At 63.9% G+C, this 26,441-nt stretch carries 30 protein-coding genes; 16 read left to right on the top strand and 14 right to left on the bottom strand.

What is annotated here, in order from left to right:
• Positions 1-5: 5 nt before the first annotated feature.
• A complete protein-coding gene (locus tag KVX96_RS10030) occupies positions 6-806 on the bottom strand; it encodes a DUF6456 domain-containing protein (protein WP_314733109.1) in 801 nt (266 codons plus the stop codon).
• Positions 807-1,309: 503 nt separating this feature from the next.
• Here KVX96_RS10030 and KVX96_RS10025 point away from each other — a divergent pair.
• Positions 1,310-1,600: a DUF6477 family protein gene (locus KVX96_RS10025; protein WP_261194271.1), complete on the top strand. Its 291-nt coding sequence runs from the start codon at positions 1,310-1,312 to the stop codon at positions 1,598-1,600.
• A gap of 12 nt (positions 1,601-1,612) precedes the next feature.
• On the opposite strand, the gene KVX96_RS10020 is transcribed toward KVX96_RS10025, so the two are convergent.
• Positions 1,613-3,148, bottom strand: a complete 1,536-nt coding sequence (locus KVX96_RS10020) for a trimethylamine methyltransferase family protein (protein ID WP_261194270.1) — start codon at positions 3,146-3,148, stop codon at positions 1,613-1,615.
• A 183-nt stretch (positions 3,149-3,331) separates the two neighbouring features.
• Between KVX96_RS10020 and guaA the strand changes: the two genes are divergently transcribed.
• From guaA to KVX96_RS09985, 7 genes are all read left to right on the top strand, one after another.
• A complete protein-coding gene (guaA, locus tag KVX96_RS10015) occupies positions 3,332-4,894 on the top strand; it encodes a glutamine-hydrolyzing GMP synthase (RefSeq protein ID WP_261194269.1) in 1,563 nt (520 codons plus the stop codon).
• A 28-nt stretch (positions 4,895-4,922) separates the two neighbouring features.
• Positions 4,923-5,285, top strand: coding sequence for a hypothetical protein (locus tag KVX96_RS10010; RefSeq protein ID WP_261194268.1), 363 nt, complete (start codon positions 4,923-4,925; stop codon positions 5,283-5,285).
• Positions 5,282-6,157, top strand: a complete 876-nt coding sequence (locus KVX96_RS10005; RefSeq protein WP_261194267.1) for a DMT family transporter — start codon at positions 5,282-5,284, stop codon at positions 6,155-6,157. The genes KVX96_RS10010 and KVX96_RS10005 overlap by 4 nt, the downstream gene beginning before the upstream one ends.
• A 147-nt stretch (positions 6,158-6,304) precedes the next feature.
• Positions 6,305-7,432 carry an OmpP1/FadL family transporter gene (locus KVX96_RS10000; protein WP_261194266.1) on the top strand — a complete coding sequence of 376 codons (1,128 nt, stop codon included), beginning with the start codon at positions 6,305-6,307 and terminating at the stop codon, positions 7,430-7,432.
• Positions 7,433-7,571: 139 nt separating this feature from the next.
• Entirely contained in the window at positions 7,572-8,432 is an 861-nt protein-coding gene (locus tag KVX96_RS09995) for an ATPase (RefSeq protein WP_261194265.1), read from the top strand.
• Positions 8,433-8,478: 46 nt separating this feature from the next.
• On the top strand, positions 8,479-9,396 hold the full coding sequence (metA, locus tag KVX96_RS09990) for a homoserine O-succinyltransferase (RefSeq protein WP_261194264.1): 918 nt from the start codon (positions 8,479-8,481) through the stop codon (positions 9,394-9,396).
• Positions 9,380-10,354 (top strand): alpha/beta fold hydrolase, encoded by a 975-nt coding sequence (locus KVX96_RS09985; protein WP_261194262.1) that lies wholly within the window; start codon positions 9,380-9,382, stop codon positions 10,352-10,354. The genes metA and KVX96_RS09985 overlap by 17 nt, the downstream gene beginning before the upstream one ends.
• Here the strand turns inward: KVX96_RS09985 and KVX96_RS09980 are convergent.
• Positions 10,351-11,370, bottom strand: coding sequence for a glycosyltransferase family 2 protein (locus KVX96_RS09980; RefSeq protein ID WP_261194261.1), 1,020 nt, complete (start codon positions 11,368-11,370; stop codon positions 10,351-10,353). The two genes, KVX96_RS09985 and KVX96_RS09980, sit on opposite strands and share 4 nt — an antisense overlap.
• 182 nt (positions 11,371-11,552) lie before the next feature.
• On the opposite strand from KVX96_RS09980, the gene ppk2 reads away from it, so the two are divergent.
• Both ppk2 and KVX96_RS09970 read left to right on the top strand, forming a co-directional pair.
• On the top strand, positions 11,553-12,422 hold the full coding sequence (ppk2, locus tag KVX96_RS09975) for a polyphosphate kinase 2 (RefSeq protein WP_261194259.1): 870 nt from the start codon (positions 11,553-11,555) through the stop codon (positions 12,420-12,422).
• Positions 12,415-13,032, top strand: a complete 618-nt coding sequence (locus KVX96_RS09970) for a TetR/AcrR family transcriptional regulator (RefSeq protein WP_261194258.1) — start codon at positions 12,415-12,417, stop codon at positions 13,030-13,032. The genes ppk2 and KVX96_RS09970 overlap by 8 nt, the downstream gene beginning before the upstream one ends.
• 171 nt (positions 13,033-13,203) lie before the next feature.
• Here KVX96_RS09970 and rpsI read toward each other — a convergent pair whose 3' ends face one another.
• The 3 genes from rpsI to KVX96_RS09955 all read right to left on the bottom strand — a co-directional run bounded on the left by rpsI (position 13,204) and on the right by KVX96_RS09955 (position 15,752).
• A complete protein-coding gene (gene rpsI, locus KVX96_RS09965) occupies positions 13,204-13,692 on the bottom strand; it encodes a 30S ribosomal protein S9 (RefSeq protein ID WP_261194256.1) in 489 nt (162 codons plus the stop codon).
• 2 nt (positions 13,693-13,694) lie between these two features.
• Positions 13,695-14,156, bottom strand: a complete 462-nt coding sequence (gene rplM, locus KVX96_RS09960; RefSeq protein WP_261194255.1) for a 50S ribosomal protein L13 — start codon at positions 14,154-14,156, stop codon at positions 13,695-13,697.
• 186 nt (positions 14,157-14,342) lie between these two features.
• The gene (locus KVX96_RS09955) at positions 14,343-15,752 is read right to left on the bottom strand and encodes a PLP-dependent aminotransferase family protein (RefSeq protein ID WP_261194253.1); all 1,410 of its coding nucleotides are present in this window, start codon (positions 15,750-15,752) and stop codon (positions 14,343-14,345) included.
• Positions 15,753-15,850: 98 nt separating this feature from the next.
• Between KVX96_RS09955 and KVX96_RS09950 the strand changes: the two genes are divergently transcribed.
• Both KVX96_RS09950 and KVX96_RS09945 read left to right on the top strand, forming a co-directional pair.
• The gene (locus KVX96_RS09950; RefSeq protein WP_261194251.1) at positions 15,851-16,084 is read left to right on the top strand and encodes a DUF1127 domain-containing protein; all 234 of its coding nucleotides are present in this window, start codon (positions 15,851-15,853) and stop codon (positions 16,082-16,084) included.
• A 114-nt stretch (positions 16,085-16,198) separates the two neighbouring features.
• The gene (locus tag KVX96_RS09945) at positions 16,199-17,002 is read left to right on the top strand and encodes a methyltransferase domain-containing protein (RefSeq protein WP_261194250.1); all 804 of its coding nucleotides are present in this window, start codon (positions 16,199-16,201) and stop codon (positions 17,000-17,002) included.
• Positions 17,003-17,007: 5 nt separating this feature from the next.
• Here KVX96_RS09945 and KVX96_RS09940 read toward each other — a convergent pair whose 3' ends face one another.
• Entirely contained in the window at positions 17,008-17,772 is a 765-nt protein-coding gene (locus KVX96_RS09940) for a lysophospholipid acyltransferase family protein (RefSeq protein WP_261194248.1), read from the bottom strand.
• Positions 17,773-18,111: 339 nt separating this feature from the next.
• Here KVX96_RS09940 and KVX96_RS09935 point away from each other — a divergent pair, with 339 nt between their 5' ends.
• A complete protein-coding gene (locus tag KVX96_RS09935) occupies positions 18,112-18,681 on the top strand; it encodes a carboxymuconolactone decarboxylase family protein (RefSeq protein WP_261194247.1) in 570 nt (189 codons plus the stop codon).
• A gap of 35 nt (positions 18,682-18,716) precedes the next feature.
• Here KVX96_RS09935 and KVX96_RS09930 read toward each other — a convergent pair whose 3' ends face one another.
• The 4 genes from KVX96_RS09930 to KVX96_RS09915 form a co-directional block, all read right to left on the bottom strand.
• Positions 18,717-19,139, bottom strand: coding sequence for a PaaI family thioesterase (locus KVX96_RS09930; RefSeq protein WP_261194246.1), 423 nt, complete (start codon positions 19,137-19,139; stop codon positions 18,717-18,719).
• 74 nt (positions 19,140-19,213) lie between these two features.
• Positions 19,214-20,692 (bottom strand): carboxypeptidase M32, encoded by a 1,479-nt coding sequence (locus KVX96_RS09925; protein WP_261194245.1) that lies wholly within the window; start codon positions 20,690-20,692, stop codon positions 19,214-19,216.
• Positions 20,689-21,840, bottom strand: a complete 1,152-nt coding sequence (gene ctaA, locus KVX96_RS09920) for a heme A synthase (protein ID WP_261194244.1) — start codon at positions 21,838-21,840, stop codon at positions 20,689-20,691. Before ctaA ends, KVX96_RS09925 begins: the two co-directional genes overlap by 4 nt.
• A 197-nt stretch (positions 21,841-22,037) precedes the next feature.
• Positions 22,038-22,781 (bottom strand): RNA methyltransferase, encoded by a 744-nt coding sequence (locus KVX96_RS09915; RefSeq protein ID WP_261194243.1) that lies wholly within the window; start codon positions 22,779-22,781, stop codon positions 22,038-22,040.
• A 74-nt stretch (positions 22,782-22,855) separates the two neighbouring features.
• Here KVX96_RS09915 and KVX96_RS09910 point away from each other — a divergent pair, with 74 nt between their 5' ends.
• Entirely contained in the window at positions 22,856-23,185 is a 330-nt protein-coding gene (locus KVX96_RS09910) for a TfoX/Sxy family protein (protein WP_261194242.1), read from the top strand.
• Positions 23,186-23,240: 55 nt separating this feature from the next.
• Complete coding sequence (locus tag KVX96_RS09905; RefSeq protein WP_261194241.1) at positions 23,241-23,861, top strand: thiamine phosphate synthase; 621 nt, start codon at positions 23,241-23,243, stop codon at positions 23,859-23,861.
• A gap of 16 nt (positions 23,862-23,877) precedes the next feature.
• On the opposite strand, the gene KVX96_RS09900 is transcribed toward KVX96_RS09905, so the two are convergent.
• The 3 genes from KVX96_RS09900 to KVX96_RS09890 form a co-directional block, all read right to left on the bottom strand.
• The gene (locus tag KVX96_RS09900; protein WP_261194240.1) at positions 23,878-24,708 is read right to left on the bottom strand and encodes a lysophospholipid acyltransferase family protein; all 831 of its coding nucleotides are present in this window, start codon (positions 24,706-24,708) and stop codon (positions 23,878-23,880) included.
• A complete protein-coding gene (locus KVX96_RS09895; protein WP_261194239.1) occupies positions 24,705-25,484 on the bottom strand; it encodes a GNAT family N-acetyltransferase in 780 nt (259 codons plus the stop codon). The genes KVX96_RS09900 and KVX96_RS09895 overlap by 4 nt, the downstream gene beginning before the upstream one ends.
• Positions 25,485-25,616: 132 nt before the next feature.
• Entirely contained in the window at positions 25,617-25,796 is a 180-nt protein-coding gene (locus tag KVX96_RS09890) for a DUF3553 domain-containing protein (protein WP_261195431.1), read from the bottom strand.
• Positions 25,797-25,821: 25 nt separating this feature from the next.
• Between KVX96_RS09890 and KVX96_RS09885 the strand changes: the two genes are divergently transcribed.
• A complete protein-coding gene (locus tag KVX96_RS09885) occupies positions 25,822-26,433 on the top strand; it encodes a histidine phosphotransferase family protein (RefSeq protein WP_261194238.1) in 612 nt (203 codons plus the stop codon).
• The last annotated feature ends 8 nt before the right edge of the window (positions 26,434-26,441 follow it).

Raw genomic sequence — 26,441 nt, 5'->3', positions numbered from 1 at the left:
CTGCCCTATCCGATCAGCGGGCCGTGGGGGCCGACCATCTCGTCATAGTGGCGGCGCAGGCGTTGCAGGGCGATGCGCAGCACGATCTTGCCGGAGCGCGCCGACCAGCCCATGCGCCGCTCCGCCCGTTCCATCCCTTCCAGGTAACAACAGCAGCGCAGCACCACATCGCCAAGGCCGGGGCCAAGATCGCGCAGGGCCGAGGTGACGCGCGCCCGCGCCGCTGCCGGGCCTGCCGCCGCCAGATCGCCCACCTGCGGGCCGAAGCTGGCGCGGCCCGTCAGGAAGTGATCCCAGTTCTGGCAGGTGCGCTCCCCGGCTTGGGCCAGTTCGAAATCCTCCCGCAGTTGCTCGCCCGCGGCCACCAACTCGGGGGCGAGGAAGGGCTTTCCGTTGCGGTCCTTCCGGCGCGCAAGGATGGCCAGCGGCGATTCCGCCACCACCGGGCGGCCCGGCCCGACGGGGCTTTCGTAATCAAAGCCCATGGCCGCCTCTTCCATGCCGCCGCCGCGCGCCGGGCTGCGCTGGGCCTTGAGCCAGCTGCGCCCTGCAGGGGTGATCCGGTAGCGGCGCACGCGCCCTTCTCCTTCCGCGTTGATCCATTCCTTCAGTGCCAGCCCTTCGGCCACGTCGCGGCCCACGACGGCAATGCGCTGCGGCTCGCCGGCCTCGTCGGCCCGCATCACCAGTGCGTTTTCCATCTGCGGGGCCACCGCAAGGAAGCTGCCCGGCTGGGTGAGCCGCGACAGAACACGCTGGGCTTCGGAGCGGAAGGGGGCGGCGGGGGTTTCATTGGCGTGGGTCATCTTGATCGTCTCCTGTGGGGGTTGAGACTGTCTCGATGTCAGGTGCCTGTGGCTCAATCGGTGAAGCGCGCGGTCGACGAGAGGATCTTCGCGCCGGGCTTCGTACTTGCGGATCTGGCGCAGGACGGTGGAGGCATGGCAGCCCGCATCCCGTGCCAGAGACCGGATGGAGCATCCGTCCTCAGTGTGGGCCAGGTAATGCTGGGCATCGAGCGGCACCCAGTCGGGCAGACCGCGGCTTGGGGGGCTAATATCACCCGTCCTCATGTTATCCACATTCCCTTCGCTTCATAAGTCGTTAATTTAACGCGACTTTCGGCGCTAAGTGTTTTTTCCGATTGGTTACTCTTTTATTAAAAACTGCCTCTTTTGACAGTTTTGTTGCGAAAACATGAACAAGGCCGAAGGGCAGCGGTCGCAGCGAGCCCTTGGCACGCAACACCCGCTACAGTTGTGCTTCACTCCTTTCGTGACTGTGTGTTCTGCCGTGAAAGGAGTTCCCCATGGACAAGCCTGTATCCCTCACCGCCGCCATCCGCCGCCCGCGCCTGCTGCTCTCGGCCGCGCAGCACGGATGCCTCAGCTACAACCGCACCCGCGATCTGCCGCGCCTTCTGGGCCTTCTGGCCCCGCTGGCCATGGCCGAGGGGCTGGAGCTGTTGATCGGCGCGGAGCAAACCATGGAAGACAAACGAAAAACGGGCGATGCCACCTATAGCATCACCCGTCATATCCAGCTTCTGGCGGCGCTGATCAGCGAGGTCCGCCTCACCAATGCAGCGCAGGGCAGTTGAGCCCGCGATGGCCTACATGAAGGCGTCGGCCATGCTTTCCTTCTTCTGGCGGATATAAGCCGCGAGTGCCTCTGCGATGGCCGGATCCAGCGCGGGCTGCTGGTAGGTGTCGAGCATCTTCTGCACCCGCAGGCTGGCCAGCGTGCGGCTGTCGCGCGCGCCTTCTTCGTCCCAGGTCTCGAACGGTTTGTAATCGAGCACCTCGGTGCGCCAGAAGGCATCCTTGAAATTGGCCTGCGTGTGCGCGCAGCCCAGGAAATGCCCGCCGGGGCCGACCTCGCGCAGGGCGTCCATCGCCTGCCCGTTCTCATCGATGGCCACGCCGGCGGCCATCTTGTGCAGCGCGCCGAGCTGGTCGGCGTCGAGCACGAATTTCTCAAACGAGGCCACGAGCCCGCCTTCCAGCCAGCCGCAGGCGTGAAGCATGAAATTCACCCCGCCCAGCAGCGCCGCGTTCAGCGTATTGGCACTTTCATAGGCCGCCTGCGCGTCCGGCAGTTTGGAGCCACAAAGCCCGCCGCCGGAACGGAACGGCAGGCCAAGCCGCCGGGCCAGCTGGCCCGCGCCGTAAAGGATCTGGCTCGCTTCGGGCGTGCCGAAGGTGGGCGCGCCGGAGTTCATGTCGATCGAGGTCACAAAGGCGCCGAAGATCACTGGCGCGCCGGGGCGCACGAGCTGGCTGTAGGCCACACCCGCAAGCACCTCGGCCAGCACCTGCGTGAGCGTGCCGGCCACCGAGACCGGGGCCATCGCGCCGCCCACGATGAAGGGGGAGATGATGCAGGCCTGATTGGCGCGGGCGTAAACTTCCAGCGCGCCCATCATCACGTCGTCAAAGGTGAGCGGCGAGTTGATGTTGATCAACGAGGTCATCACCGTGTTCTCGGCGACGAACTCCTTGCCAAAGAGGATCTCGCACATCTCAACGCTGTCCTGCGCCCGGCTCGGCTCGGTGACGGAACCCATGAAGGGTTTGTCCGAGAGAGTCATATGGGCGTGGAGCATATCAAGGTGGCGCTTGTTGACCGGCACATCGGTGGGCTCACAGACCGTGCCGCCGGAGTGATGCAGCCATTTGGACATGTAGCCCAGCTTCACGAACTTGCGGAAATCTTCCATCGTGGCGTAGCGGCGGCCACCTTCATCGCGCACGAAGGGCGGGCCGTAGACGGGCGCGAGCACAAGGCTCTTGCCGCCGATCTCCACGTTGCGCTCCGGGTTGCGGGCGTGCTGGGTGAAACGCGCGGGCGCGGTGGCGCAGAGCTTGCGAGCCAGCCCCTTGGGCAGGCGCACGCGCTCGCCCTCGACAATGGCCCCAGCGTTGCGCCATAGCTCCAGCGCCTCCGGGTTTTCCGGGAAGTTGACGCCGATCTCCTCCAGCACCGTCTCGGCATTGGCCTCGATGATCTGCAGCGCCTCTTCGTTCAGCAGCTCAAGGTTGGGGATGTTGCGCTCGATGAAGCGCGCGGTTTCGATCCGCACCGCCGTGCGCTCGGCACGTCGGGCGGCTCCGCCACCACCACGCCGACGGGTTGCTGCTTCGGCCATCTCCATACCTCCTTGGGCATCTGTCTTGGGACTATTCCCAGCCTATCTACTGCCTGCCGCGCCCCCTGCCCCTCGGTTTTGCGTCCTCTGGGAAAAAGAAACGACATCGCCCCATCGCTTTAGGCCGCTTGCCGCAGCGAAACGGGCTTGCAAGAAACGCCCCCCAAGCCTATTGCCACAGGCATGACGAGCACATCCCACGAGACCCTCCTGATCATCGATTTCGGCTCCCAGGTGACGCAGCTGATCGCGCGCCGTCTGCGGGAGCTGAATGTCTATTGCGAAATCCACCCCTACCAGAGTGTGACCATGGAGATGGTCCGCGCGCTGGCGCCCAAGGCGGTGATCTTTTCCGGTGGCCCCGACAGCGTCACCCGCGAGGGAAGCCCCCGCGCGCCGGAAGGGATTTTCGAGCTGGGCGTGCCGATCCTCGGCATTTGCTACGGCCAGCAGGTGATGATGCACCAGCTGGGCGGCAAGGTGGAAAGCGGCCATGGCACCGCCGAGTTCGGCCGCGCCTATGTCACGCCGTCCGAGGCCCGCATTCCGCTGCTCAACGGCTGGTTCCTTGAAGGCAAGGAGCAGGTCTGGATGAGCCACGGCGATCACGTGAGCCAGCTTGCGCCGGGGTTCGAGGTCTATGGCACCTCCCCCAACGCGCCCTATGCGATCACGGCGGATCTTTCGCGCAACTTCTACGCGGTGCAGTTCCACCCCGAAGTGCACCACACGCCCAATGGCAAGACGCTCTATGAGAACTTCGTCCGCCTTGCCGGCTTCTCCGGCGACTGGACGATGGGCGCTTATCGCGAGCAGATGATCGAAGCGATCCGCGCGCAGGTGGGCGACAAGCAGGTGATCTGCGGCCTCTCCGGCGGCGTCGATTCCTCCGTGGCCGCGATCCTGATCCACGAGGCGATCGGCGATCAGTTGACCTGCGTCTTCGTGGACCACGGCCTGTTGCGCAAGAATGAGGCGGAAGAAGTCGTCGCCATGTTCCGCGACAATTACAACATCCGCCTGATCCACGCCGATGAGAGCGAGCTGTTCCTTGGCGAGCTGGAAGGCCAGTCGGACCCGGAAACCAAGCGCAAGATCATCGGTAAGCTCTTCATCGACGTGTTCCAGAAACACGCCGACACCATCGAGGGTGCGGAATTCCTTGCGCAGGGCACGCTTTACCCGGACGTGATCGAAAGCGTGTCCTTCTCCGGCGGGCCTTCGGTGACGATCAAGAGCCACCACAATGTGGGCGGGCTGCCTGAGAAGATGGGGTTGAAACTCGTTGAGCCGCTGCGCGAGCTGTTCAAGGACGAAGTGCGCGCGCTGGGCCACGAGCTGGGCCTGCCGCAAAGCTTCATCGGCCGCCACCCCTTCCCCGGCCCCGGCCTTGCGATCCGCTGCCCCGGCGAGATCACCCGCGAAAAGCTCGCGATCCTGCGCGAGGCCGATGCGATCTACATCGACCAGATCCGCCGCCACGGGCTTTACGATGACATCTGGCAAGCCTTCGTGGCGATCCTGCCGGTGCGCACCGTGGGCGTGATGGGCGATGGCCGCACCTATGACTACGCCTGCGCCCTGCGCGCGGTCACCTCGGTGGACGGCATGACGGCGGATTATTATCCCTTCAGCCATGAGTTCCTCGGCGAGACCGCCACGCGGATCATCAACGAGGTGAAGGGCATCAACCGCTGCACCTACGACATCACCTCCAAGCCTCCGGGCACGATCGAGTGGGAATAAGCCCGCCGCTGTAGGGAGAAGGCACGTCATGCGTCGCTTCTGGCTTTCCGCCGCTTGCGCCTTGGCCGGGCTGGCCACCGTTCCAGCCACCGCCAAATCCCTGCCGCCCTTGGCCTGCGAGGCCTCGGACGGCAGTTGGATGCTGGGCCTTTACGGACCCGTCGCGCAGCTGCGCAGCCCCGAACTGACGGAATTCGTTACATCCCAACTGGCCACCGGCCCCGACGGCTGGCCTGCCTATCAGGCATTGGCCTCCGAAGCCGCGACCCGCGTGGCGCGCGTGGACGAAGCCGCCTGCGAGACCAACGGCGGCAGCTTCCCGCTGCGGCTGGAGCTTTTTGACCCCACCACCGGAACGCTGACAACAGGCTGCTGTACGGTGGCGGAATGAGCACCGCGGTGATGCAAGAGGCCCAGCCCGTCAAGGGTGCGCTCTGGATGGTGGGGGCGATCCTGTCGTTCTCGACCATGGCCATCGGCGGGCGCGAAGTGGTTGGCCATCTCGATACGTTTGAGCTGATGCTCTACCGCAGCATCTTCGGCCTGGTCACCGTGCTGACAATCGCCTTCTTCGCCGGAACGCTGCATCACATCACCACCCGCAAGCTGCACCTGCAGATCGCGCGTAACATCAGCCATTTCACCGGGCAGAACCTCTGGTTCTACGCCATCGGCGTCGCGCCGCTGGCGCAGGTCGTGGCACTGGAGTTCACCACGCCGCTCTGGGTCATCCTGCTGGCCCCGCTGGTGCTGGGCGAAGCCCTCACCCGCAGCCGGGCGACGGCGGCGCTCGTGGGCTTCATGGGCATCCTGCTCGTGGCGCGCCCCGGCGTGAACGAGGTCAGCATCGGCGTGATCTGCGCCGCCGGATCGGCCATCGGCTTTGCCGGCTCCGCGATCTTCACCAAGATCCTGACCCGCACCGAACGCATCACCTGCATCCTGTTCTACCTCACCCTGACCCAGACGATCTTCGGCCTGCTCTGCGCCGGCTTTGACGGCGACATCGCGCCCCTCACCGGCGACATGCTGCCCTGGGTCATGCTGGTGGGCGCCACCGGCCTGTGCGCGCACTTCTGCCTGACGAAAGCCCTGAGTCTCGCCCCGGCGGCTGTTGTCATGCCGGTGGACTTCGCACGCCTTCCCGTCGTCGCGCTGATCGGCATGGCGCTCTACGGCGAACAAGTTGACGTGTGGGTAATTACGGGGGCGGCCCTGATTTTCGGGGCGAATTACCTGAACATTCTCAAAGAAACTCGTTAATTCTTAAGGTTTTGCTGCAAATCTGCGGGCGATATGTCACGCGGCCGCGCAATATTCGGCATGACGTGGCGTCACAAATTGACGGAAATTTCGCGGCCTGCGTAGTGTTGCCGCACACCAATAAAAACACGGTAGGGATGAGAGTTTATGAGACGTGTTTCCTTCACGGCTGCCGCACTGCTGGCAACCACCTCGCTGGCGCAAGCCGGCGGCATTGACCGCTCCGGCCAGGGCGTCAACATCCTCTTCGAAGAGGGCAACTACGCGCAGTTCACCTTCGCCCGGATCAACCCGGACGTGGACGGCGAGCCTGCCGTTGCGGGTGCGTTTGGCAACGCCAACAACGTGGCCCAAAGCTACAACCAGCTGTCCTTCGGCTATAAGCACCAGATCAATGATCAATGGGCCGTTGCCCTGATCGCCGATCAGCCCTACGGCGCGCATGTGCTCTACGCCGATGGCCCGTTCAGCAACATTGGCTCCGGCGGTGCCCTGCCCTATGACGCAGAGGCCGACATCGACAGCCGCGCGCTGACATTCCTTGGCCAGTATGACTTCGGCAACGGTTTCAGCGTCCACGGTGGTATCCGTGGCCTCTCCGTTAACGGCATCATCCAGTCCGGTGACGGCATCCTCGATGCCGACAGTGATTACAACTGGGGTGGCGTGATCGGTGTGGCTTACGAGCGCCCGGACATTGCCCTGCGCGTGGCCCTGACCTACGCCTCCGCCATCGACGTGGATTTCGACGGTTCCATGAACCAGCTCGTCGCGCCCGGCACGCTCTTCGGTGCCATGCCGACAAGCTTCAAGGTCGAGTTCCCGGAGAGCGTGAACCTCGACTTCCAGACCGGCATCGCCGAAGACACGCTTCTGTTCGGCTCTGTGCGCTGGGTCGGCTGGGGTGGCTTCAACCTGACGACTCCGGGCCTTGCCGGGGACATCGAGTGGGTGAACTTCGACGACGACACCGTGACCTACCGTCTCGGCGTTGGCCGCCGTCTGACCGACGAATGGTCCGTGGCGCTGGTCGCTGGCTACGAAAGCTCGGGCTCCCGTCCCTCCACCACCGCTCTGGCCCCGACGACCGGCTCCAAGAGCATCGGTATCGCCGCCACCTACACCTCGCCCGAGAACTGGGTGCTGTCCGGTGGTCTGGAATACGTGGTTCCGGGCGATCAGCGCGTGCAGGTTGCCGGTGGTGCTGCCCCGGATCTGGAGTTCAACGACAACTCCGCCATCGCGGCCGGTATCCGCATCGGCTACCGCTTCTGATCCACTCACGATCATTGTGCGACGGAAAAGCCCCGCTTCGGCGGGGCTTTTTCATGGGCGCTTGCCCCCAGCCCTATTGCCCATTTGACCAAAGCCGCGCAGCCCGCTAGGCACAAGGCGAGCAGGCATGAGGCACCAGATGATCTACGAAACCGCGCGCGACTGGCTGAACGCAAAGCAGAAACGCATCCTGCTGTTTGGCATGTCCGGCCTTGGAAAAACCCATGTTTCCAACATGCTGCGCGGCGCGGGCGATTGGTTCCACTACTCCGTGGATTACCGCATCGGCACCCGCTACATGGGCGAGCACATCGTCGACAACTTCAAGGCCGAGGCGATGCGCAACCCCTTCCTCGCCGACCTGCTGCGCACGGATTCGATCTATATCGCCTCCAACATCACCTTCAACAACCTCGCGCCGCTCTCCACCTATCTCGGCAAGCCCGGCAACCCCGACAAGGGCGGCCTGCCTTTCCTTGAATACATGCGCCGCCAGAGCCTGCACCGCCACGCCGAGATCAACGCGCTGCTGGACACCGGCCATTTCATCGAGCGCGCCAAGGCGCTTTACGGCTATGATAATTTCATCTGCGATTCCGGCGGCTCGATCTGCGAAGTGGTGAACCCGGAAGATCCCGAGGACGAGGTTCTCACCGCTCTCAAGCAAAACACCCTTATGATCTGGATCGAAGGCAGCGAGGCCCACACCGAAGAGCTGATCCGCCGCTTCGACCGCGCACCTAAGCCGATGTACTACCAGCCCGAGTTCCTGCATCAGGTCTGGAGCGAATACCTGAGCGAAAACAACGTTCAGGAAGAGGATGTTGATCCAAACCACTTCGTGCGTTCCGCCTATGCCCGGGCCTTGGCACATCGCCAACCGCGCTACGCGGCGATGGCCAAGCACTGGGGCATCAAGGTGACGGCAGAGCAGGTGGCGCAGGCCTCCACCGCCGAGGCTTTTGAGGCCCTCATCGCTGAAACCCTTGAGGCCCGCTGAGTTTCTGATTATCTGAGCCGTTCCAACGCAACCCGGAGCCAATCCCATGCCCATCACCATCCCCACCGCCCTGCCCGCCTACGAGGTTCTCTCGGAGGAAGGCGTGATGGTGATGGACGAGGGCCGCGCCTCCCATCAGGACATCCGCCCGCTCAAGATCGGCCTGTTGAACCTGATGCCCAAGAAGATCCAGACGGAGACGCAGTTCGCCCGCCTGATCGGCGCAACGCCGCTGCAGATCGAGCTGACCCTGATCCGCATGACGGAGCATCAGAGCCGCCACACCGCGCCCGCCCATATGGAGGCCTTCTACCACCCCTTCCAGGAGATCCGCGACCGCAAGTTCGACGGTCTCATCATCACCGGCGCGCCCATCGAACACCTGCCCTTCGAGGAGGTCACCTATTGGGAAGAACTGCGCGAGGTGATGGACTGGACGCAGACCAATGTGCATTCCACCTTCGGTGTCTGCTGGGGCGGGATGGCGATGATCAACCATTTCCACGGCGTGCAGAAGCATATCCTGCCGGAAAAGGCCTTCGGCTGTTTCCGCCAGCAAAACCTCGCCCCCGCCTCGCCCTTCCTGCGCGGGTTTTCCGACGATTGCGTCATCCCCGTCTCGCGCTGGACGGAGATGAAACAGGCGGAAATCGAGAGCAAGGAGGGCCTGCGCGTGCTGCTGGGCAACCCGGAAACCGGCCCCTGCCTCGTGGAAGATCCCGCCCACCGCGCGATCTACATCTTCAACCATTTCGAATACGACAGCGACACGCTGAAACAGGAATACGATCGCGACGTGGCCAATGGCACGCCCATCAACGTTCCGATGAACTACTACCCGGATGACAATCCCGCGAACCCGCCGCAGAACCGCTGGCGCAGCCACGCGCATCTTCTATATGGAAACTGGATCAACGAAATTTATCAGACGACGCCCTTCGACCTGAATGAAATCGGCTCTTAAGATCCTGCTTCCCCTCACCCTCGCGGCCCTTGTCGGCTGTGGGGCCTATATCGATCAGCGCGCCACCACCCGTGAAGCCGCCGCCGAGGCTGCCTATCCGCCCGTTGGCCGGTTGATTGAGGTCGACGGCACGCAGGTACACGCCGTCACCACAGGCCGCGGGACGGATCTGATCCTGATTCACGGGGCCTCGGGCAATGTGCGCGATTTCACCTTCGATCTGGTGGACCGGCTGAAAGACCGCTACCGCGTCACCGTGTTTGACCGCCCCGGCCTCGGCTACACCGAACGCCTGCCCGGTGCCACTGGCGGCGACGCCGAAAGCCCCTCTGAACAGGCCATCTTCCTTGACCGCGCCGCCCGCGAGCTGGGCATCCGCGAGGCGCTGATCCTTGGCCAAAGCTACGGCGGGGCCGTGGCGCTGGCCTGGGCGGTGGAGCGGCCCGAAACCGTGCAGGGCGTGGTGCTGGTGTCGGCTGTCACCACCCCGTGGGAAACAGAGCTTGGCGGCTGGTACGGTCTGATGGACAGCGGCCTCGGGAAATCCGTTGTCGCCCCCGTCGTCACTGCCTTCGCCCGCGAGGAGAACGCCGGCACGGTGCTGGGCAACATCTTCGCGCCGCAGGACGCGCCGGAGGGCTATCAGGAGTTCGTCGGTGTCGGGCTTACCCTGCGCCGGGGCTCGCTCGTGGCCAATGCCGAACAGGTCAACGATCTGCTTGGCCACATCAAGGGCATCCAGCCCTTCTATCCGCAAATCAGCGCCCCGATCGAGGCCGTGCATGGCACCGCCGATGAGATCGTGCCCTACGCCTTGCACGCCGAAGGGCTTACCGAGCGACTGACGAGCGCAAACATGACGACGCTGGAGGGCATCGGCCATATGCCCCATCACGTGGCGCCTGAGGCCGTGGTGGATGCCGTGGACCGCGCCGCGACACGCGCCGGCTTGCGTTAGAGGTAGCCCATTTCCTTGGCGAGGATCTGCCCGCCCTCTGTTTCCAGCACCCGCTGCGCCTTTGCGCGGTGGCGGGCCAGCGATTCCTCGTGCATTTCCGCCAGAAGCGCATCGCCCTGTAGCTCGGCAAGGATTTCGCTGTAGCCTTCCGGCTTGGGCGGCACATGCTGCGGATTATCGAGGCCCACATTGCGCTTCTTCCAATAGGCCAGCGCGCCCTGGATCTTCTCCGCATCAAGGTTGAGGTGGTTTTCGTAGATGATGTCGCCGCGATCCACCTTCACCAGGTAGCTCTCGGCGGAACGGATCGAGTAGTGGTTCACATGAGCGATCTCCATCGTCCCGGCCACCTCGATCTCATTGACCTTCACATCGGTGAACGCCGGGGAAAAGTCGCGCCCCGAGCCGTCGCTCCAGCGTTTGCCCATCTGGCTGAACCCGTCGATCTTAGGCCGGTGGTTGCGAAACATTGCCCCCGGCATCGGATTGCGCATCATGGATTTGACCGCCCCGCGCCGCTTCTTGGCGGGATCGTTCAGCACGTCGCGCGGGGCGATGGTGCGGGTGAACCGGCCCTGCACGCTGCCATCGCCGATCTCGCGCTGCCCGTCCGAGTTATGGCCGAGCACGGTGAAGCTGATCACGTCGAAAGGATCCATCGCGTCAAACATGTCCGGCAGGCGGTGCGCGCCGGGCGTGATGTCGAGAAACTCATCGGCATCCAGAAAGCAGATCCACTCGGCATCGCGGTAATAGTTGAACAGCGTCGCATAGCGCAGCGCCGCCACCTGGATGGAGGCCCTCTTGTGCATGATCGACCGCGGGTTGGGCGAATGGCGCAGCCAGCCCTTGGCGTCGAGCCTGTCGAGGATGCGGTCCGTCAGATCATCGCAATCATTGGTAAACACCATAATCCGCCCGAAACCGACAGCCCGGTGATGGGCGACCCACTCCAGCAGGTAAGGGCCCTCGTTCTTCATGATCGAAAGCAAGAGGGCATTGTCGGACGGCTGCATCGGCATTTCCCATGTGTTGGGCCTCGGGTTGGCTCTAGGCCTAGCACGAAGCCGCCCCCAGCGGGCAACGGGCCGCGCGCGGCTGGGGCGGATTTTGCCCGCCTGTTGCGACCAAACCCAACAGCTTGCGCTGGAAGCCGCGCGCCGTCATGGTTACATAAGCAAAAACAGGGAGATGGCCCATGGAGCTTCCATTCGATGGCGCGATCAGCGCCTTTGCCGAGACAGAAGCACCAGCAGAGGTGCGGGCAAGCCTTGAGGGGGCGGGCCGCAAATCCATCGTGACCGAAAGCTACCCCTACCCGAAGATGATGGGCAAGAAAGACTACGAAGCCCGCATGGACCAGCTGCAGCTCGAACTGGTGAAGTTCCAGACCGACGTGCGCGAAACGGGCAAGCGTGTGATCGTGATCTTCGAAGGGCGTGATGCGGCCGGCAAGGGCGGCACCATCGCGCGCTTCAAGCAGAACCTGAATCCAAGGCAGGCGCGCACCGTGGCGTTGCCAAAGCCGAGTGATCGCGAAGCGGCACAATGGTATTTCCAGCGCTATATCAATCACCTGCCCGCCGAAGGTGAAGTGGCGCTCTTTGATCGCAGCTGGTACAATCGCGGCGTGGTGGAACATGTCTTCGGCTTCTGCACGCCCGCGCAGCGCACCCATTTCTTCAGCCAGCTTCCCGGCTTTGAGGCCGGTCTGGTGAACGAAGGCTTCCACCTCTTCAAGATCTGGCTCAACGTCGGCCGCGCCGAACAGCTGCGCCGCTTTCTGGATCGTGAGAGCGACCCCCTGAAACAGTGGAAGCTGAGCCGGATCGACGTGGAGGGCCTTGCCCGCTGGGACGCCTATACCGATGCCATCCAAGAGACCTTCGAGCGCAGCCACACAGAGGCCGCGCCCTGGACGGTGGTCCGCTCCGACGACAAGAAACGCGCCCGCATCGCCGCCATTCAACGCGTGCTCTGCGCCGTGGATTACGCCCGCAAAGACGCCGAGGCACTCGGGCAGGCCGATCCCCTGATCTGCGGAGGCCCCGACCTCTGGGATGCCTAAACGCGGCTATCATCACGGCAACCTGCGTGCCGCGCTCATGGATGCAGCGCTCACCCTGATCGAGGAGAAGGGGCCGAACGGCTTTACGCTGTCCGAAGCCGCCAAGAACGCCGGTGTCACGCCAGCTGCCGTCTACCGCCACTATCAGGGTCGCGAGGATCTGATCGCCGAAGCCGCGCTGCAGGGGTTCGAGATGTTTGCCGACCTGCTGGAATACGCCTATGAAACCGGCCAGCCCTCCGATCTGGCCAGTTTCGAGGCCACAGGCCGCGCCTACCTCGCCTTCGCGCGCCGCCATCCGGGGCATTACGTGGCGATGTTTGAAAGCGGCATCTCGATCAACGCCAACCCGGACCTCGCCCGCGCCTCCAAACGCGCGCTCGGCGTGCTGGAACGCGCCGCCGAAAAGCTTACCGCCCATATCCCGGCCGCCAAACGCCCGCCTGCCACCATGGTCGCCGCCCATATCTGGGCCATGAGCCACGGCGTGGTCGAGCTCTTTGCCCGCGGCGCCCCAGGCACCAAATCGCCCTACCCGCCCGAAGACCTGCTGGAAAGCGGCATCGGAATCTACCTGCGCGGCCTCGGGTTGATCACAGCCGACAGTTGATCCGCCCCGCCTGTACCGCTCATCTACCTTGGCGCGCCTTGGTTAAGAAATCCTTGCATCTTCTGGCCAAAAATATCCCCGCCGGAGGCATAAAGTTCTTTGGAGCTACCCTACGCAAAGGAAAAGGGCCCGCGAAACGCAGGCCCTGATCGAAAGATGTTTCTCTGAAGCTTAACGCTTGGAGAACTGGAAGGAGCGGCGGGCTTTGGCCTTACCGTATTTCTTCCGTTCCACCACGCGGCTGTCGCGCGTCAGGAAGCCGGCGGCTTTCAGGGCGCCGCGCAGGGAGGGATCGTAAAGCTGCAGCGCTTTGGAGATCCCGTGCTTCACGGCACCGGCCTGACCGGAGAGACCACCGCCCTTGACGGTGGCGACCACGTCGAACTGGTCTTCTACACCGGCGATGGTGAAGGGCTGGCGCAGGATCATCTGCAGCACCGGGCGGGCGAAGTAGACCGACTGGTCCTTGCCGTTCACGGTGACCTTGCCGGAGCCCGGCTTGATCCAGACGCGGGCAACCGCATCTTTACGCTTGCCGGTGGCGTAGGAGCGGCCCAGCTCGTCGCGGACGGGCTCACGCACGATGGCGGTTTCGGTCACGGTCTCGGCGCCAGTTGCGATGGCGGAGAGATCTTCCAGAGTGTTGATATCGTCAGCCATGATCAGCTCCGGGTGTTTTTCTTGTTCATGGACTTCACGTCCAGAACTTCGGGGGATTGCGCTTCATGCGGGTGCTCAGCACCGGCGTAGACGCGCAGGTTCGTCATCAGCTGACGGGACAGGCGGTTGCCGGGCAGCATGCGCTGAACGGCTTTGGTCACCACGCGCTCGGGGTAGGCCCCCTCGAGGATCTGGCCGGCGGTGCGCTCTTTGAGGCCGCCCGGGTGGCCGGTGTGGCGGTAGTAGATCTTGTCTGCGCGCTTGTTGCCGGTCAGCTGGATCTTGTCCGCGTTGATCACGATGACGTTGTCACCCATGTCCATATGCGGAGTGAAAGAGGCCTTGTGCTTGCCGCGCAGGCGCATGGCGACGATCGAAGCGAGACGGCCCAGAACAACGCCCTCGGCGTCGATCAGGATCCATTTCTTTTCGATATCCGCCGGAGTAGCGGTAAAGGTTTTCATGGTCGTAACCCTGGTTTGGGACTGCGCCGCGAGGCCCGAAAAAGGCATTCAGGCCAGCGGCAGAACTGATGGCGGGGTTCTAAAGGTTTCCGGCGCGCAGTCAAGCGCAACAAGCGCGGATTAATTATTGCAAAACAATGGCTTACAATTATGGTATCATTTTACCCCAAATTTTGAGGGCGATTTTCACACCGCGATGGCGTCTGGCGGGTCTGCCAGCAGCCGGGCGAGCCCTTCGAGCCCCTCCTCGAAGCGTTCCGGCGCGATCTGGCCGTTGATCGCGATGCGAATCGCGTGGGGGGCCTTGCCGTCGATCAGCGCAAAATCATCGGCCGAGCGCACCAGCACCCCCGCCCGTTCGGCCTCGACGCAGAAGGCCGAGGCGCGCCAGCCGCGCGGCAGGCGCAGCCAGATCAGCGGCACGTCCTGCCGCCAGCTCAGATCGAAGCCGCCGAGAATGTTGACCGCTCGGCGCACGTAATCATCCACACGCGCCTCCACCGCACGCGCCACGCCCCGCGCGCGGGGATCCGAGATCATGGCGCAGGCGAGATCGGCCACCGGCACCGCCATGCCGAAGGAGGAATGCTGAAGGGCACGGCGCAGGCGATCCGCCCAGCCCTTGGGTGCGACGGCATAGCCAAAGCGCAGCGCCGGGGTGAGTTCCTTGGAGAAGGACGACACATACCACGCCCATTCCGGGATCAGCGCGCGGTAGCCGGGCAAGCGCCCCTGCCCCATCCGGTAGCAATCGTCTTCGATCACATGCAGCTTGTGGTGGCTGATCACGCGCGCCAGTTGCTGGCGGCGCTCCAGCGTCGTTTGCACCAGCGTCGGGTTATGCACCTCGGGCGAGGTGCAGAGCAGCTGCCCGCCGTGGGTGTGGATCGCTTCGTGCAAGGCTTCGGGGATGATGCCGGCCTCATCGCTTGCCACGCTCACGATGCGGGCGCGTGCCAGCCGGGCGGCGTGGCGGAAGCCGGCGTAGGAAAGCTCCTCGGCGAAGACGACCGGCGCGTCCCCCCGGAGCACGGTTTGGAAGATCAGGGTGATGGCGTTCTGGCCGCCATGGCACAGCACGATGTCGTCCGGGGTGAAGGCACCGATGTCGGCGGTGGAGAGCCAGCCCTGCACCGCCGCGCGCGCAGGCGCTTCGGACTGCTCGCTCGGGTAGCGGGCATAGCGTTCCGGCAGATCCGCGTTGGCCAAGCCGCGCATCGCGTCGACCAGCAAAACGCGCTGGCCGCAATCGGGCAGCTTGGGGCTGCGCAGGTCCACGACATCCGGCCAGTCCAGCGCGCCGGGCTTCGGCGCTTCGATGGGCCGTGGCGCGGGCGTTTGCGGCTTGACCACCCCACCCACGAAAGTGCCGCGCCCCACTTCGGCGCGTAAATCCCCCGCATCCACCAGCTCCTTATACGCGCGCGCCACGGTGCCGGGGGTGACCTTCAGCTGCCAGGCCAACTCGCGCACCGGTGGCAGTTTCTCCCCTTCGGCGAGCTGACCACTGGCGATGGCGGCCGCGATGGCATCGCAGAGCGCCTGATACTTGGGCGCATCGCCGCTTGAGAGATCAGGGAACCAAATTGTATTCATTACAATCTTTCATTGGACCGGTACATTCGAGATGTGTATGCATACACTTGTAGCGAACATTCTACATTGCATCAACACAATTCACAAAGGAGAGTATCATGGTTCGCCCCCTTTCTCAGCACGCACGGAACATCCACTTCCTGGAGACCCGTCATCCCCTGCCGCCGCTCAGCCAGATCGCGCTGACCGTGGCCGTGGTGCTGGCGAAGTGGCAGGACCGTGCCCGCACCCGCCGTGCGCTCTCCCGGCTGACAGCCCATGAACTCAAAGACATCGGGCTCACCCGCGAGCAGGCCTGGACTGAGGCCAAGCGCGAATTCTGGCGTGCGTAACTCCCCGTCCGCATGACAGACTCTTCCTGGGCCGGGTCTTTGTACCCGGCCTTTTTTTGTGCTGCGGGCAAGCCGTGTTAGGCTTTTGCGGCATTTGAGAAGGAAGGGCATTTCATGGCAGACCCATTTCAAGACGTTGACGCCGCGGGGCCGGAGTTCATCCGCGTCTTTGCCGACTCCATGGAGGTGCGGCAGGCCGATCCGGTGATGGAGGCCGTGGTGGCCGCCTATCTGGACCGCCTCGGCACTGTTGCTCCCGGCGAGCGGCTCATAGAGATCGGCGCGGGGGCTGGTGCCGTCACCCGTCGGATCGCGGCGCGGTTTCCGCAAGCGGAGGTCACGGGTTATGAACCTTCCGAAGGCTTCGTGGCCGAGGCCCGTGCGCGGACGGGTTCCCATGCAAACCTTGCCTTCACGGCCGCAAACGGCGCGGATCTGCCGCTTGAACCCGCGAGCGTCGACGTGGCCGTCATGCATACGGTGCTCACCCATGTCACTGCGCCCGAGGCGCTGCTGGCGGAGGCCTTCCGTGTGCTCAAGCCCGGCGGCTGGCTCGTGGCCTGCGACGTGGATTTTTCCAAGGCCGCACTTGCGAGCTTCGCCAATGATCCGCTGGACGCCTGCGCGCGGGCCTTCGTTGCGGAGTTTGTCACCGATCCCTTCATCGTCGGCAAGCTGCGCGGGCTGATGCGCGGCGCGGGCTTTGCGCTCACGCATTTCGGCGTCGACAGCCGCGTGGTGGTGACTCCGCAGCAGATGTTGCCCTGGGTCGAGCAGACGGCGCGGCTGATGGAGGCGCGTGGCCAGATCGGCACGGCGCTGGCCGATGCGTTGATCACGGAGCATGACAGGCGAGCCGAAGACGGCGCGCTCTATGGCTATCAGGCCATCGGCACGGCAATCGCGCGCAAACCCTGATCGCCTCAGGCGCTGGCCTTATGCGCCAGAAGGGCTTCGCGCATCGCGTTGTGCAGGCGGGCCACGTCTTCGTCCACGCTCGCCTCCGGATCACAGTGGATCGCGGGCAAGGCTTTCAGATGGATCGTGCCGGGCTTGGGCGAAAACCGCCCGCGCGGCAGCAGCGCATCGGAATCGCAGATCACGATGGGCAGGATGCTGCGGCCAGTTTCCCGCGCGGCCAGCACCGCCCCGGCCCGAAACGGCCCCAGCACCTCGGCCTCGCTGCGGGTGCCTTCGGGAAAGAGCACCACAGAGCGCCGTTCAGGCATCGCTTTCACCGCCGCCACGAGGGTCTCCAGCGCCGCTTTGCCGTTGGATCGGTCAATCGGCACGAGGCCAGCCGCCGTGAAGCCCACCTTCAACAGGCGGGAGGAGAAGAACTCCTTCTTGGCGGCGAAAGTGAACCATTTCTGATCCGGCACCACATCCATCAGGGTGAAGCCGTCCAGATGGCTTCGGTGGTTGATCACGATGAGGCTGTTCGTATCCGTGGCCAGCCGCGCCTTGTCGGCTTCCGACATCTCCACGCGGATGCTCAGCAGCCACAAGAGCTGCGAGCAGGCGCGCTTTACCGTGCGCCAGTACCAACCGCGAAAACCTGCCTTGTTGCGGCACAGCAGCGGCGCGAAGGCGATGGCAAGAAAATAGAACGGCCCCACGATCACAAGCGCCGCGCGGCGCAGGATCCGGGCAAATGCGCCCGGTGGGGTGGTGGCTGGATCATGCATGCGAGAGCACCGGCTTTGGCCCCGACGTGCACGGGGTCTGGTGGCCGGTCATGGGGTGCAACGCGCACCGCCGCGTGTGATGGAATGGCCAGCCCCAGCGCGACGCGTCTTCATGGACGGGAACCTGAAGGAGTTCAATCAAAACCTTGTGCCGCGCCGCCATGGATCAAGGCCGAAACACGAAGACCGAACGGCATGCGAGCCTTCTGCCGGTCATCGCGCACCGCGCATGTGAAGCCGGGTGCCGTTTGACGTTGAAAGCGAACCTGCTAGCCTGCTCACGGTTCAGCGCCATGGCCTGTTTCATTTGCCGGGCGACAGCCGCAAAGGAGACAGCCCATGAAACAACTTTTTCCTTCGCTTCCAGCGGACGCGACCCTAGGCAGCGTTTACCAGCGTTTTCCGGGCAAAATGTCCCCTTTATGCGCCTATGAAAGCCTCGTCATGCGTGGCGAAAGCGATCTTTCCTTCTCCGAACGCGAGCTGATCGCCGCCTATGTCTCGGGATTGAACGCCTGCACTTATTGCCACGATGCCCATACCGTTTTTGCCTACGCCTACGGAATTGATCCGGAGACAATCGAAGCCCTTCTGAGCGATCTCGACACGGCCCCTATAGAGGATCGGCTCAGGCCGCTCTTGGCCTATGTCGGCAAGCTCACCCTAACGCCATCGCGTATCACCGAGGCCGATGCCGCAGCGGTCCATGAGGCCGGCTGGTCCGAAAATGCCTTGTTTGACGCGATCCAGGTCTGTGGGGTGTTCAATCTTGTGAACCGGCTTATCGAAGGAACGGGTGTCACCAGAGCGCGGAGCGATCCGAGGGCGCTGGACGAAGGGTCGTTGTCAAACCTGCGCAGCGCGTCGTTTTACACGGACTTCGGCAAGGCCAATGGGCTGGAGGTTTAGGCCTTCCGCTGGCCTTGGCTGAGGACGCAGATGCGCTACTTTTTCGGCGGGATTGAATAGGTCATGTTCGCGCGGGCGACAGGGTCGGCCATGCCCTCAGAATGGATCAGCACCTCGCCCACAGCGAGCACCTTGCCGAGCTTCAGAAGGCGGCAGGTGGCGATCAGATCCACGCCGGCGGCCGGTTTGCGCAGGAAATCAAGCCCGGCATTGGTGGTGACGGCCAACGCCTGCGGGCCGATCTTGGAGAGCACCGCCAAGTAAACTGCCACATCGGCCAGCCCAAACATTGACGGCCCCGAGATCGTGCCGCCCGGGCGCAGGTGTTTTTCGCTCACCTGCAGGCGCACCGTCAGCGCCTCTTCCGAAACGCTTTCCACGACGAAATCATCGGCAACCTGTTCAAACACGCTGTGCAGAAACGCGTTTAACGCCTCGGCGTCCATCACGATAGGCATGGGCGATCCTCCTCGCTTGCGATCTTTTCCGCCACCGCCGCACCCCGCAAGGGGGCGCGATGACTGACGCGGCGTCAGAGATCGTAGAGATCGCCGAACTTGGCTTCCAGGTAATCCAGCAGCGGGCCCTCAGACGGCGCGAAGCCGCAGGCGCGGGTGATGGTTTCTTTCGGGGTGCGCAACGATCCGTACTGCTGCAGGTTCTCCCGCAGCCAGCCAGTAGCGGCGGAGGTATCGCCCTGCGCCAGTTGCGCGTCCAGATCGGGCAGTGCCGCGCGCATCGCCTTGTTCAGGCAGCCCGCGTATACGTTGCCCAGCGTGTAGGTCGGGAAATAGCCGAAGAGGCCCACCGACCAATGCACATCCTGCAGCACGCCGTTGGAGGGTTTGTCGACCGCCACGCCGAAATCGGCTTCAAAGCGTTCGTTCCACGCGGTGGGCAGATCGGCGACCTCCAGATCGCCCATGATGATCTTGCGCTCCAGATCGAAGCGCAGCAGCACGTGGAGGTTGTAGTGGATCTCGTCGGCCTCGGTGCGGATGTAGCCGGAGGAAACGCGGTTCACCGTCTGGTAAAAGGCGCGCGCATCCGCCACGCCGAAATCGCCAAAGCTTTCGCGCATCTCGCCATAGAGCCAGCTGGTGAAGGCCTCACCCCGGCCAAGCTGGTTTTCGTAGATCCGGCTCTGGCTTTCATGCACCCCCATCGACACACCCCGGCCCAGCGGAGTGAGGAGGTAATCATCGCTCACCCCCTGCTCGTAAGCGGCATGGCCGACTTCGTGGATGGTGGAATAGAAGCAGTTGAAGGGATCCTGCAAAGCGGTGCGGGTGGTGATGCGCACGTCCTGCCCGGAACCAGAGGAGAACGGATGCACCGCCTTGTCGATCCGGCCCATGGAGAAATCATAGCCGAAGGCGCGGGCGAGTTTTTCCGAAAGCGCCAGTTGCTTGCCTTCGGGATACTCACCGGCAAGAGGCTGCGGCACCTTGCCGGAGCCGAGGATTTTTTCGCGCAAATCCACAAGGCGCGGGCGCAGGGCGGAGAACATCGCCTCAAGCTCGGCCCCGGTGGCTTCGGGCTCGTAATCATCCAAAAGCGCGTCGTAGAGATCGCCACCAGCGGCCAGCGCGGCGGCTTCTTCCCGGCGCAAGGCCACCACTTTTTCGAGCGTCGGCGCGAAGGCGGCGAAATCCTCATTGGCGCGGGCTTCGGCCCAGATGCCTTGGGCAATCGAGGTTTCCTTGGCGAGCGCGGCGGCGAGCTTGGCAGGCACCTTGGTGTTGCGCTCGAAGGATTTGCGGATCAGGCGCAGCTTGGCTTGATCGGCTTGCGTCAGGATTGAAGCGTCGATCCCGGCGAGCCAGTCGCCCAACTTTGGGTCGGTCCGGCGGGCGTGGAGCACGCTTTCGATGGCGGCCATCTCCTCGCCCCGCTGGGCAGCCGCCCCGCGCGGCATGACCGTTTCCTGATCCCAGCCCAGACGCCCGGCAATGGCCCCCAGCGCCTCGGTTTCGCGTTGGTGGCTCATCAGCTCGTCAAAAGCGCTCATGCCTTGGTGCTCCGGATGGTTTGGGTGATCGGGTATTGGGCGTAGAAGCGGGCGCGGATGATCAGCACCCACAGGGCGATGCCGCCCAGCTGGTGCAGGATCGCGATGTTCCACGGTGAGGCATGCATCACGGTGACAATGCCCAACACGACCTGCCCGAAGAGCATCACCGCCATCCAGTCGAACGCACGTTTGGTGGCGTCATTGCCGGAGGCGCGGGCGTGCCGCCATGTGACGATGCCGAAGATGAAGAGCAAGTACGCCGCCATGCGGTGGATGAACTGCACCAGCGCGGGGTTTTCGAAGAAATTGCTCCAGAACGGCGTGTAGTTGAACATGTCGTCCGGGATCCATTGGCCTGCCATCAGCGGCCAGTCGATATAGCCACGGCCCGCGTCGATCCCTGCCACGAGAGCGCCGATGAGGATCTGCAGGAAGGCGAAATGCATCAGCCCGGTGCCCATGGAGAAGAGCTTGGGGTTACGCGCGCGGCGCGCCTGCATCAGCGCGGCCTCGCTGCGGCCCAGTTTCAGGATAAACCACGTGATCAGGCCGAGGATGATGAAGGCGAGCCCGAGGTGGATCGCCAGCCGGTAGGAGGCGACGCTGACCATGCGGCCCGTGAGGCCAGAGGAGACCATCCACCAGCCGATCGCGCCCTGCAGGCCGCCAAGCGCACCAAGGCCCAGCAGGCGCGGAGCCCAGCCGGTGGGGATGCGCTTGGTCGCGAGGAAGAACAGGAAGCCCACGCCCCAGACGAGGCCGACGAAGCGGCCAAGCTGGCGGTGGCCCCATTCCCACCAATAGATGAACTGGAACTCGGCAAGGGTCATGCCCTTGTTCATCAGCTCGTACTGGGGGATCTCGCGGTATTTGTCGAACTCCGCCTGCCAGTCAGCTTCGTTGAGCGGCGGCACAGCCCCGGTGACGAGGTTCCATTCGGTGATGGAAAGGCCGGAATCGGTGAGGCGGGTCAGCCCTCCGACGAGGATCATCGCCGCCACCAGCGCGAAGAGCATCATCAGCCAGATGCGGATCGCTCTGCGGCCCCCGGCGGAGGCCTTGTCGATCAGCCCCGGATTGGGCGCGGCCACCTGGGCCTTCTCGGCGGTGCCTACCTCTTCGAAGATCGCTCGTTTCTGGCTCATGGATGCGGACTCATCGGCTGGTTCTTGCTTGCCGGGCAACCTAGGCGCAGGGCTCTGCAGGGGCAAGGCCCAGAGCCCGGTGTGGCGGGTGTGTCAGGTAAAGCAAATTGCCGCGCTGCGCGCGAAAGACTCATGGTTTGCCGCGCTATGCGCGGCGGGCCTCCGGCGGGGATATTTTCAGAACAAAGTGAAAAGGCTCAGTTGCCCTTGTCCTTCCAGCGCACCATCTGGCGCATCATGCCGTGGAAGACCTGCACATCGGCGCGGGTGAGCGGCATGCGGGACCAGAGGTTGCGCAGGTTGGTTTTCATCGACTCGGCCTTGGCCTCAGGGAAGAAGAAGCCGGCCTCCTCAAGCCGTTCCTCGAAATGGTCGGCGAGCTTGGTGACCTCATGGGCCTGTGCGAAGTCGGTTTTCGCCATTTCCATCACCTCGGGCACCACCTCTTCGGTTTGGCGGCGCCACTCATAGGCGGTGAGCAGCACGCATTGGGCGAGGTTCAGCGAGGCGAACTCGGGGTTCACCGGCACCGAGATGATGGCATTGGCGCGGGCGACGTCCTCGTTTTCCAGCCCGGCGCGTTCCGGGCCAAAGAGCACGCCGACCTTCTGGCCTTGCGCGATCAACGCGCGGGCATGGGCCATGGCGCGCTCAGGGCTCATCACCGGCTTGGTGAGGCCGCGCTGGCGGGCGGTGGTGGCGAAGACGAAGTTGCAATCGGCAATCGCGCCCTGCAGATCATCATGCAGCTGGGCTTCATCGAGCAGCCGGCCCGCGCCCGAGGCCATGGCCACGGCCTTCTGGTTGGGCCAGCCGTCGCGCGGCGCGACGATGCGCATCCGGTCCAGCCCGAAGTTCCACATCGCACGCGCCGCGCCGCCGATGTTCTCGCCCATCTGGGGGCGCACGAGGATCATGGCGGGCTGCGGAGCGGGCGTCATCTGGGCGTCTTTCCTTGGATTTACGGGGCTGGCGCGTGATACGCTGCAGGGGATGAGAGATCAAGGAGGCCAAAATGGCCTATGACGAGGGGCTGGCGCAGCTGATGCGCGATGATCTGGCCGGTCAGGACGGCATCTCTGAAAAGAAGATGTTCGGTGGGCTGTGCTTTCTGCTGCACGGCTATATGGTTTGTGGGGTGCATGCGGGCGGCGGGATGTTTCGCGTCGGCAAGCCGCGCGAGGCGGAGGCACTGGCAATCAAAGGCGCAGCCCCCCTGAGCTTCACCGGGCGGCCCATGGGCGGCATGGTCGAGGTGACGGATGAGGCGCTCGCCGATGATCCCCGCCGCGCCCAGTGGATCGCGCTGGCGCTCACCAATGCGGCCAGCCTTCCGCTGAAGTAGCCAAGCCGAAAAATCCGCGCTATAGGGGCGCCAAGACAAAGAAGGACACTGGCTTATGGCCGATATCGAGCGCCCGCAGATCTACCTGATCACCCCCCCGGAGATCGAGCTTTCCACCTACCCCGACGTGCTGGCCCGCGTGCTGGACGCCGAGGAGATCGCCTGCGTGCGGCTCTCGCTGGCCACCCGCGACGAGGATCGCGTGGCCCGTGCGGCGGACGCGGTGCGCGAGGTCTGCCATGCGCGCGACATCGCCATCGTGATCGAGAACCACATGATGCTGGTGGAGCGTCTGGGGCTGGACGGCGTGCATCTGGGCGATGGCGGCCGCAGCCTGCGCAAGGTGCGCAAGGATCTGGGCACTGATGCCATCGTCGGCGCTTACTGCGGGGCCTCGACCCATGACGGGATGGTCGCGGGCGAAGCGGGCGCGGATTACGTGGCGTTTGGCCCCGTCGGCACCACGCCGCTGGGTGATGGCTCCGTGGCGGAGGCCGATCTCTTCCAGTGGTGGAGCGAGATGATCGAAGTGCCGGTGGTGGCCGAAGGGGCGCTGTCGGACGCGTTGATCCGCAAGCTTGCGCCCTTCACCGATTTCTTCGGCATCGGCGAGGAAATCTGGCGCACCGAGGATCCGGCCGCCGCCTTGCGCGCCTTCGTGGCCGAGATGAGCTGAAGCATATCCCGAGCGGCTACCGGATGTAGTCGCTCACCCCCTGTCGCACCGCTTTTTCGCAATGCAGCGCCAGCGCCTTGCGCCCTTTGAAATGGGCCACCTTGACCGGCGCGTGGTAGACGACCTCCACCCCGCCGGGCCGTTTGGCGGCCAGCGTCTTGATCAGATGCGTGCCGAAATCCATGTCGCCCCACCAGCCGTAGAACCGCGCATCTTCACCCTCGGGCGCGTGGTAGATCACGCTGACGGGTTGTACCCAGAGAATTTCTTTCAAACCGTCAGCGAAGAAGGCCTGAAACAGAGTCGGCTTGAAGGGCAACACCTGGCGCCCATCGGTTGAGGTGCCTTCGGGGAAAAACAGAAGCTTGTGGCCTGCCTTCAGGCGCGCTTCAAAGATCTCCTGCTGGGCGCGGGCCTGCTTGGGGTCGCGGGTGATGAACACAGTGCCCGTGGCGCGCGCGAGCCAGCCGATGCCGGGCCAGCCCTCCACCTCGGATTTGCTCACGAAATAGACCCGCTTGCGCGCGTTGAGGGTGAAAATATCAAGCCAAGAGGCGTGGTTGGCCACCACCGCCCCTTTCTGACGCATCTGCGTGCCCACGGTGGCGTAGTCCATCCCGAGAATACGGAAGGCGTTGCGGCAGACGAATTGGGTGATATGCGGCGTGATCGGGCGCTCCACGCCGTAGAGCGGTTTTTCGATCAGGCGCAACAGCAGCAGGATCAGCAGGCAGCCGAAGGTCAGCCCCCCGAGCGCCGCGCCCCGCCAGACCACGCGCAGCCAATCCTGCCAGCCCAGCGGCGCGGCAGCCTCGGGCGTGTCCTGCGAGGTCCATGTCACGTTCATTGCCCGCTTTCCCGCGAGTAGATCGCGCGCTGGCGTTCGTTCATGCGCGCCACATCCAGAATGAGGCAGACATCGGTGGTGTTGAAGGCATGATCCACGTAGGCCCCCTCGCCCACGAAACCGCCAAGCCGCAGATAGGCCTTGATCAGCGCGGGCGTGGCCAGCATGGCGGCCTTGCGGTCGATGGCATCCTCGGTGAGCAAGTCCATCGGCTGGAAGTGATCAGGCTGGGCGCGTACGCGCAGATCGGCGGGCGCAAGATGGCGGTGGTGCAGCAGCGATAGAGGTTCGGCCAAAACCTGCACATCGGTGCCGTGAAAACTCGCCACCCCGAACAAGACTTCGATATCGTGGTCGCGCACATAGGCCGAAAGCGCGTTCCACAGGTGATACATGGCCGTGCCGCCGCGATAGGCCGGATGCAGGCAGGAGCGCCCCAACTCGAGCAGCTTTCGGCCGGAGGCCTTCAGCACCGCCACATCGTATTCGCTTTCCGAATAGAAGCCCCCCACAGCGGCGAGCTGATCGCTGCGCAACAGCCGGTAGACGCCCACAACCCCGCCCAACACCTCGGACGGTGCGGCAGGATCGATCAGCAGGAGGTGGTCGTAATGCGGATCAAACGCATCGCGCTCAAGGCGCGCGTCGTGATCCACCAAGGCTCCGTCGCCCCCGAGCTCGGCCACGAAGACCTCGTAGCGCAAGCGCTGCGCGGCCCTGAGATCGGCCTCGGTTTCGGCTAGCCGGACGGTGAATTTCTGCGCCTGCGCGATCATGGGCTCCGCAAAAACTTTTTCAGTTGCGCGGGTTCTAGGAGCGCGCATGTGAAATTGCAACATTGCTTCTGTCAGGCTGACCACCTAGGGTTGAGTCGAGGGAAAATTGATCCGCCCTACCGATTGCCACCTTCACTCGTAAACGATCAGGAGCTGCACGTGATGTCCGTCGATGACGACCTTTCCCGCCTCCTGAAAATTCACAGTGATCTTGCCGCCGATATTGGATTGCACCTGTCCAAGCCCCCAATCGGGCTGGACGGGATGCCTTACCAGCATGCCGGGCTCCAGAAAATCATTCGACGACCCCATAGTCTCTGCCACAAGGACGCTCCTTTTGCCTGATACCACCACAGACGATCTCGCCGGATATGTCGGCGCGCGCATCTGCCACGATGTGATAAACCCTTTGGGCGCGATCGGAAATGGGCTGGAGCTTCTGATGCTCACACTCGGCACCCAAAGCCCGGAACTGGATCTACTCGAAGCCTCCGTGAAAAACGCACAGGCCCGCGTGAAATTCCTCCGGATTGCTTTCGGGGCCGCGGTAGACCCAGCCCCCGTCGGGGCCGCGGAGAGCCGGGCTGTGCTGGCGGCCTATTGCGACGGCATGCGCCACAAGGTGGCCTGGCAGATCGACGAAGATCTGCCCCGCAGTGAACAACGGCGCGCCTTCCTGATGCTGCTTTGCGTCTTCTCCGCCCTGCCCCTTGGTGGCGAGATCCTCATCGACAGCGACGGCGCAGCCCTGACCGTCTCTGCCAAGGCCCCGCGCATTTCCGCTTCCGCAGAGGCTTGGGATCCCCTGCTGGAGGGCCAATTCCCACCTGAAACCAGCGCGGCAACCGTTCATTTCGCCCTGCTCGCCCTCGAGATCGGACGCGAAAACGCCACCGGCAGACGGGCCCATCTGGACACCACCGCCTCCTCCCTTCGCTTCACACTCTGAATCCGGCA

The organism is Pseudoruegeria sp. SHC-113 (assembly GCF_025376885.1).
In the GTDB taxonomy this organism is placed as follows: Bacteria; Pseudomonadota; Alphaproteobacteria; order Rhodobacterales; family Rhodobacteraceae; genus Pseudoruegeria.
Note: the sequence above shows the minus strand (reverse complement) of the source record. Positions and strands in the feature narration are given on the sequence as shown.

Bases quoted from the DNA above. Each gene is read 5' to 3' on its own strand.
- KVX96_RS10030 (WP_314733109.1), bottom strand. From the start codon at position 806: ATGACCCACGCCAATGAAACCCCCGCCGCCCCCTTCCGCTCCGAAGCC.
- KVX96_RS10025 (WP_261194271.1), top strand. From the start codon at position 1,310: ATGGACAAGCCTGTATCCCTCACCGCCGCCATCCGCCGCCCGCGCCTG.
- KVX96_RS10020 (WP_261194270.1), bottom strand. From the start codon at position 3,148: ATGGCCGAAGCAGCAACCCGTCGGCGTGGTGGTGGCGGAGCCGCCCGA.
- guaA (WP_261194269.1), top strand. From the start codon at position 3,332: ATGACGAGCACATCCCACGAGACCCTCCTGATCATCGATTTCGGCTCC.
- KVX96_RS10010 (WP_261194268.1), top strand. From the start codon at position 4,923: ATGCGTCGCTTCTGGCTTTCCGCCGCTTGCGCCTTGGCCGGGCTGGCC.
- KVX96_RS10005 (WP_261194267.1), top strand. From the start codon at position 5,282: ATGAGCACCGCGGTGATGCAAGAGGCCCAGCCCGTCAAGGGTGCGCTC.
- KVX96_RS10000 (WP_261194266.1), top strand. From the start codon at position 6,305: ATGAGACGTGTTTCCTTCACGGCTGCCGCACTGCTGGCAACCACCTCG.
- KVX96_RS09995 (WP_261194265.1), top strand. From the start codon at position 7,572: ATGATCTACGAAACCGCGCGCGACTGGCTGAACGCAAAGCAGAAACGC.
- metA (WP_261194264.1), top strand. From the start codon at position 8,479: ATGCCCATCACCATCCCCACCGCCCTGCCCGCCTACGAGGTTCTCTCG.
- KVX96_RS09985 (WP_261194262.1), top strand. From the start codon at position 9,380: ATGAAATCGGCTCTTAAGATCCTGCTTCCCCTCACCCTCGCGGCCCTT.
- KVX96_RS09980 (WP_261194261.1), bottom strand. From the start codon at position 11,370: ATGCAGCCGTCCGACAATGCCCTCTTGCTTTCGATCATGAAGAACGAG.
- ppk2 (WP_261194259.1), top strand. From the start codon at position 11,553: ATGGAGCTTCCATTCGATGGCGCGATCAGCGCCTTTGCCGAGACAGAA.
- KVX96_RS09970 (WP_261194258.1), top strand. From the start codon at position 12,415: ATGCCTAAACGCGGCTATCATCACGGCAACCTGCGTGCCGCGCTCATG.
- rpsI (WP_261194256.1), bottom strand. From the start codon at position 13,692: ATGGCTGACGATATCAACACTCTGGAAGATCTCTCCGCCATCGCAACT.
- rplM (WP_261194255.1), bottom strand. From the start codon at position 14,156: ATGAAAACCTTTACCGCTACTCCGGCGGATATCGAAAAGAAATGGATC.
- KVX96_RS09955 (WP_261194253.1), bottom strand. From the start codon at position 15,752: ATGAATACAATTTGGTTCCCTGATCTCTCAAGCGGCGATGCGCCCAAG.
- KVX96_RS09950 (WP_261194251.1), top strand. From the start codon at position 15,851: ATGGTTCGCCCCCTTTCTCAGCACGCACGGAACATCCACTTCCTGGAG.
- KVX96_RS09945 (WP_261194250.1), top strand. From the start codon at position 16,199: ATGGCAGACCCATTTCAAGACGTTGACGCCGCGGGGCCGGAGTTCATC.
- KVX96_RS09940 (WP_261194248.1), bottom strand. From the start codon at position 17,772: ATGCATGATCCAGCCACCACCCCACCGGGCGCATTTGCCCGGATCCTG.
- KVX96_RS09935 (WP_261194247.1), top strand. From the start codon at position 18,112: ATGAAACAACTTTTTCCTTCGCTTCCAGCGGACGCGACCCTAGGCAGC.
- KVX96_RS09930 (WP_261194246.1), bottom strand. From the start codon at position 19,139: ATGCCTATCGTGATGGACGCCGAGGCGTTAAACGCGTTTCTGCACAGC.
- KVX96_RS09925 (WP_261194245.1), bottom strand. From the start codon at position 20,692: ATGAGCGCTTTTGACGAGCTGATGAGCCACCAACGCGAAACCGAGGCG.
- ctaA (WP_261194244.1), bottom strand. From the start codon at position 21,840: ATGAGCCAGAAACGAGCGATCTTCGAAGAGGTAGGCACCGCCGAGAAG.
- KVX96_RS09915 (WP_261194243.1), bottom strand. From the start codon at position 22,781: ATGACGCCCGCTCCGCAGCCCGCCATGATCCTCGTGCGCCCCCAGATG.
- KVX96_RS09910 (WP_261194242.1), top strand. From the start codon at position 22,856: ATGGCCTATGACGAGGGGCTGGCGCAGCTGATGCGCGATGATCTGGCC.
- KVX96_RS09905 (WP_261194241.1), top strand. From the start codon at position 23,241: ATGGCCGATATCGAGCGCCCGCAGATCTACCTGATCACCCCCCCGGAG.
- KVX96_RS09900 (WP_261194240.1), bottom strand. From the start codon at position 24,708: ATGAACGTGACATGGACCTCGCAGGACACGCCCGAGGCTGCCGCGCCG.
- KVX96_RS09895 (WP_261194239.1), bottom strand. From the start codon at position 25,484: ATGATCGCGCAGGCGCAGAAATTCACCGTCCGGCTAGCCGAAACCGAG.
- KVX96_RS09890 (WP_261195431.1), bottom strand. From the start codon at position 25,796: ATGGGGTCGTCGAATGATTTTCTGGAGCCCGGCATGCTGGTAAGGCAT.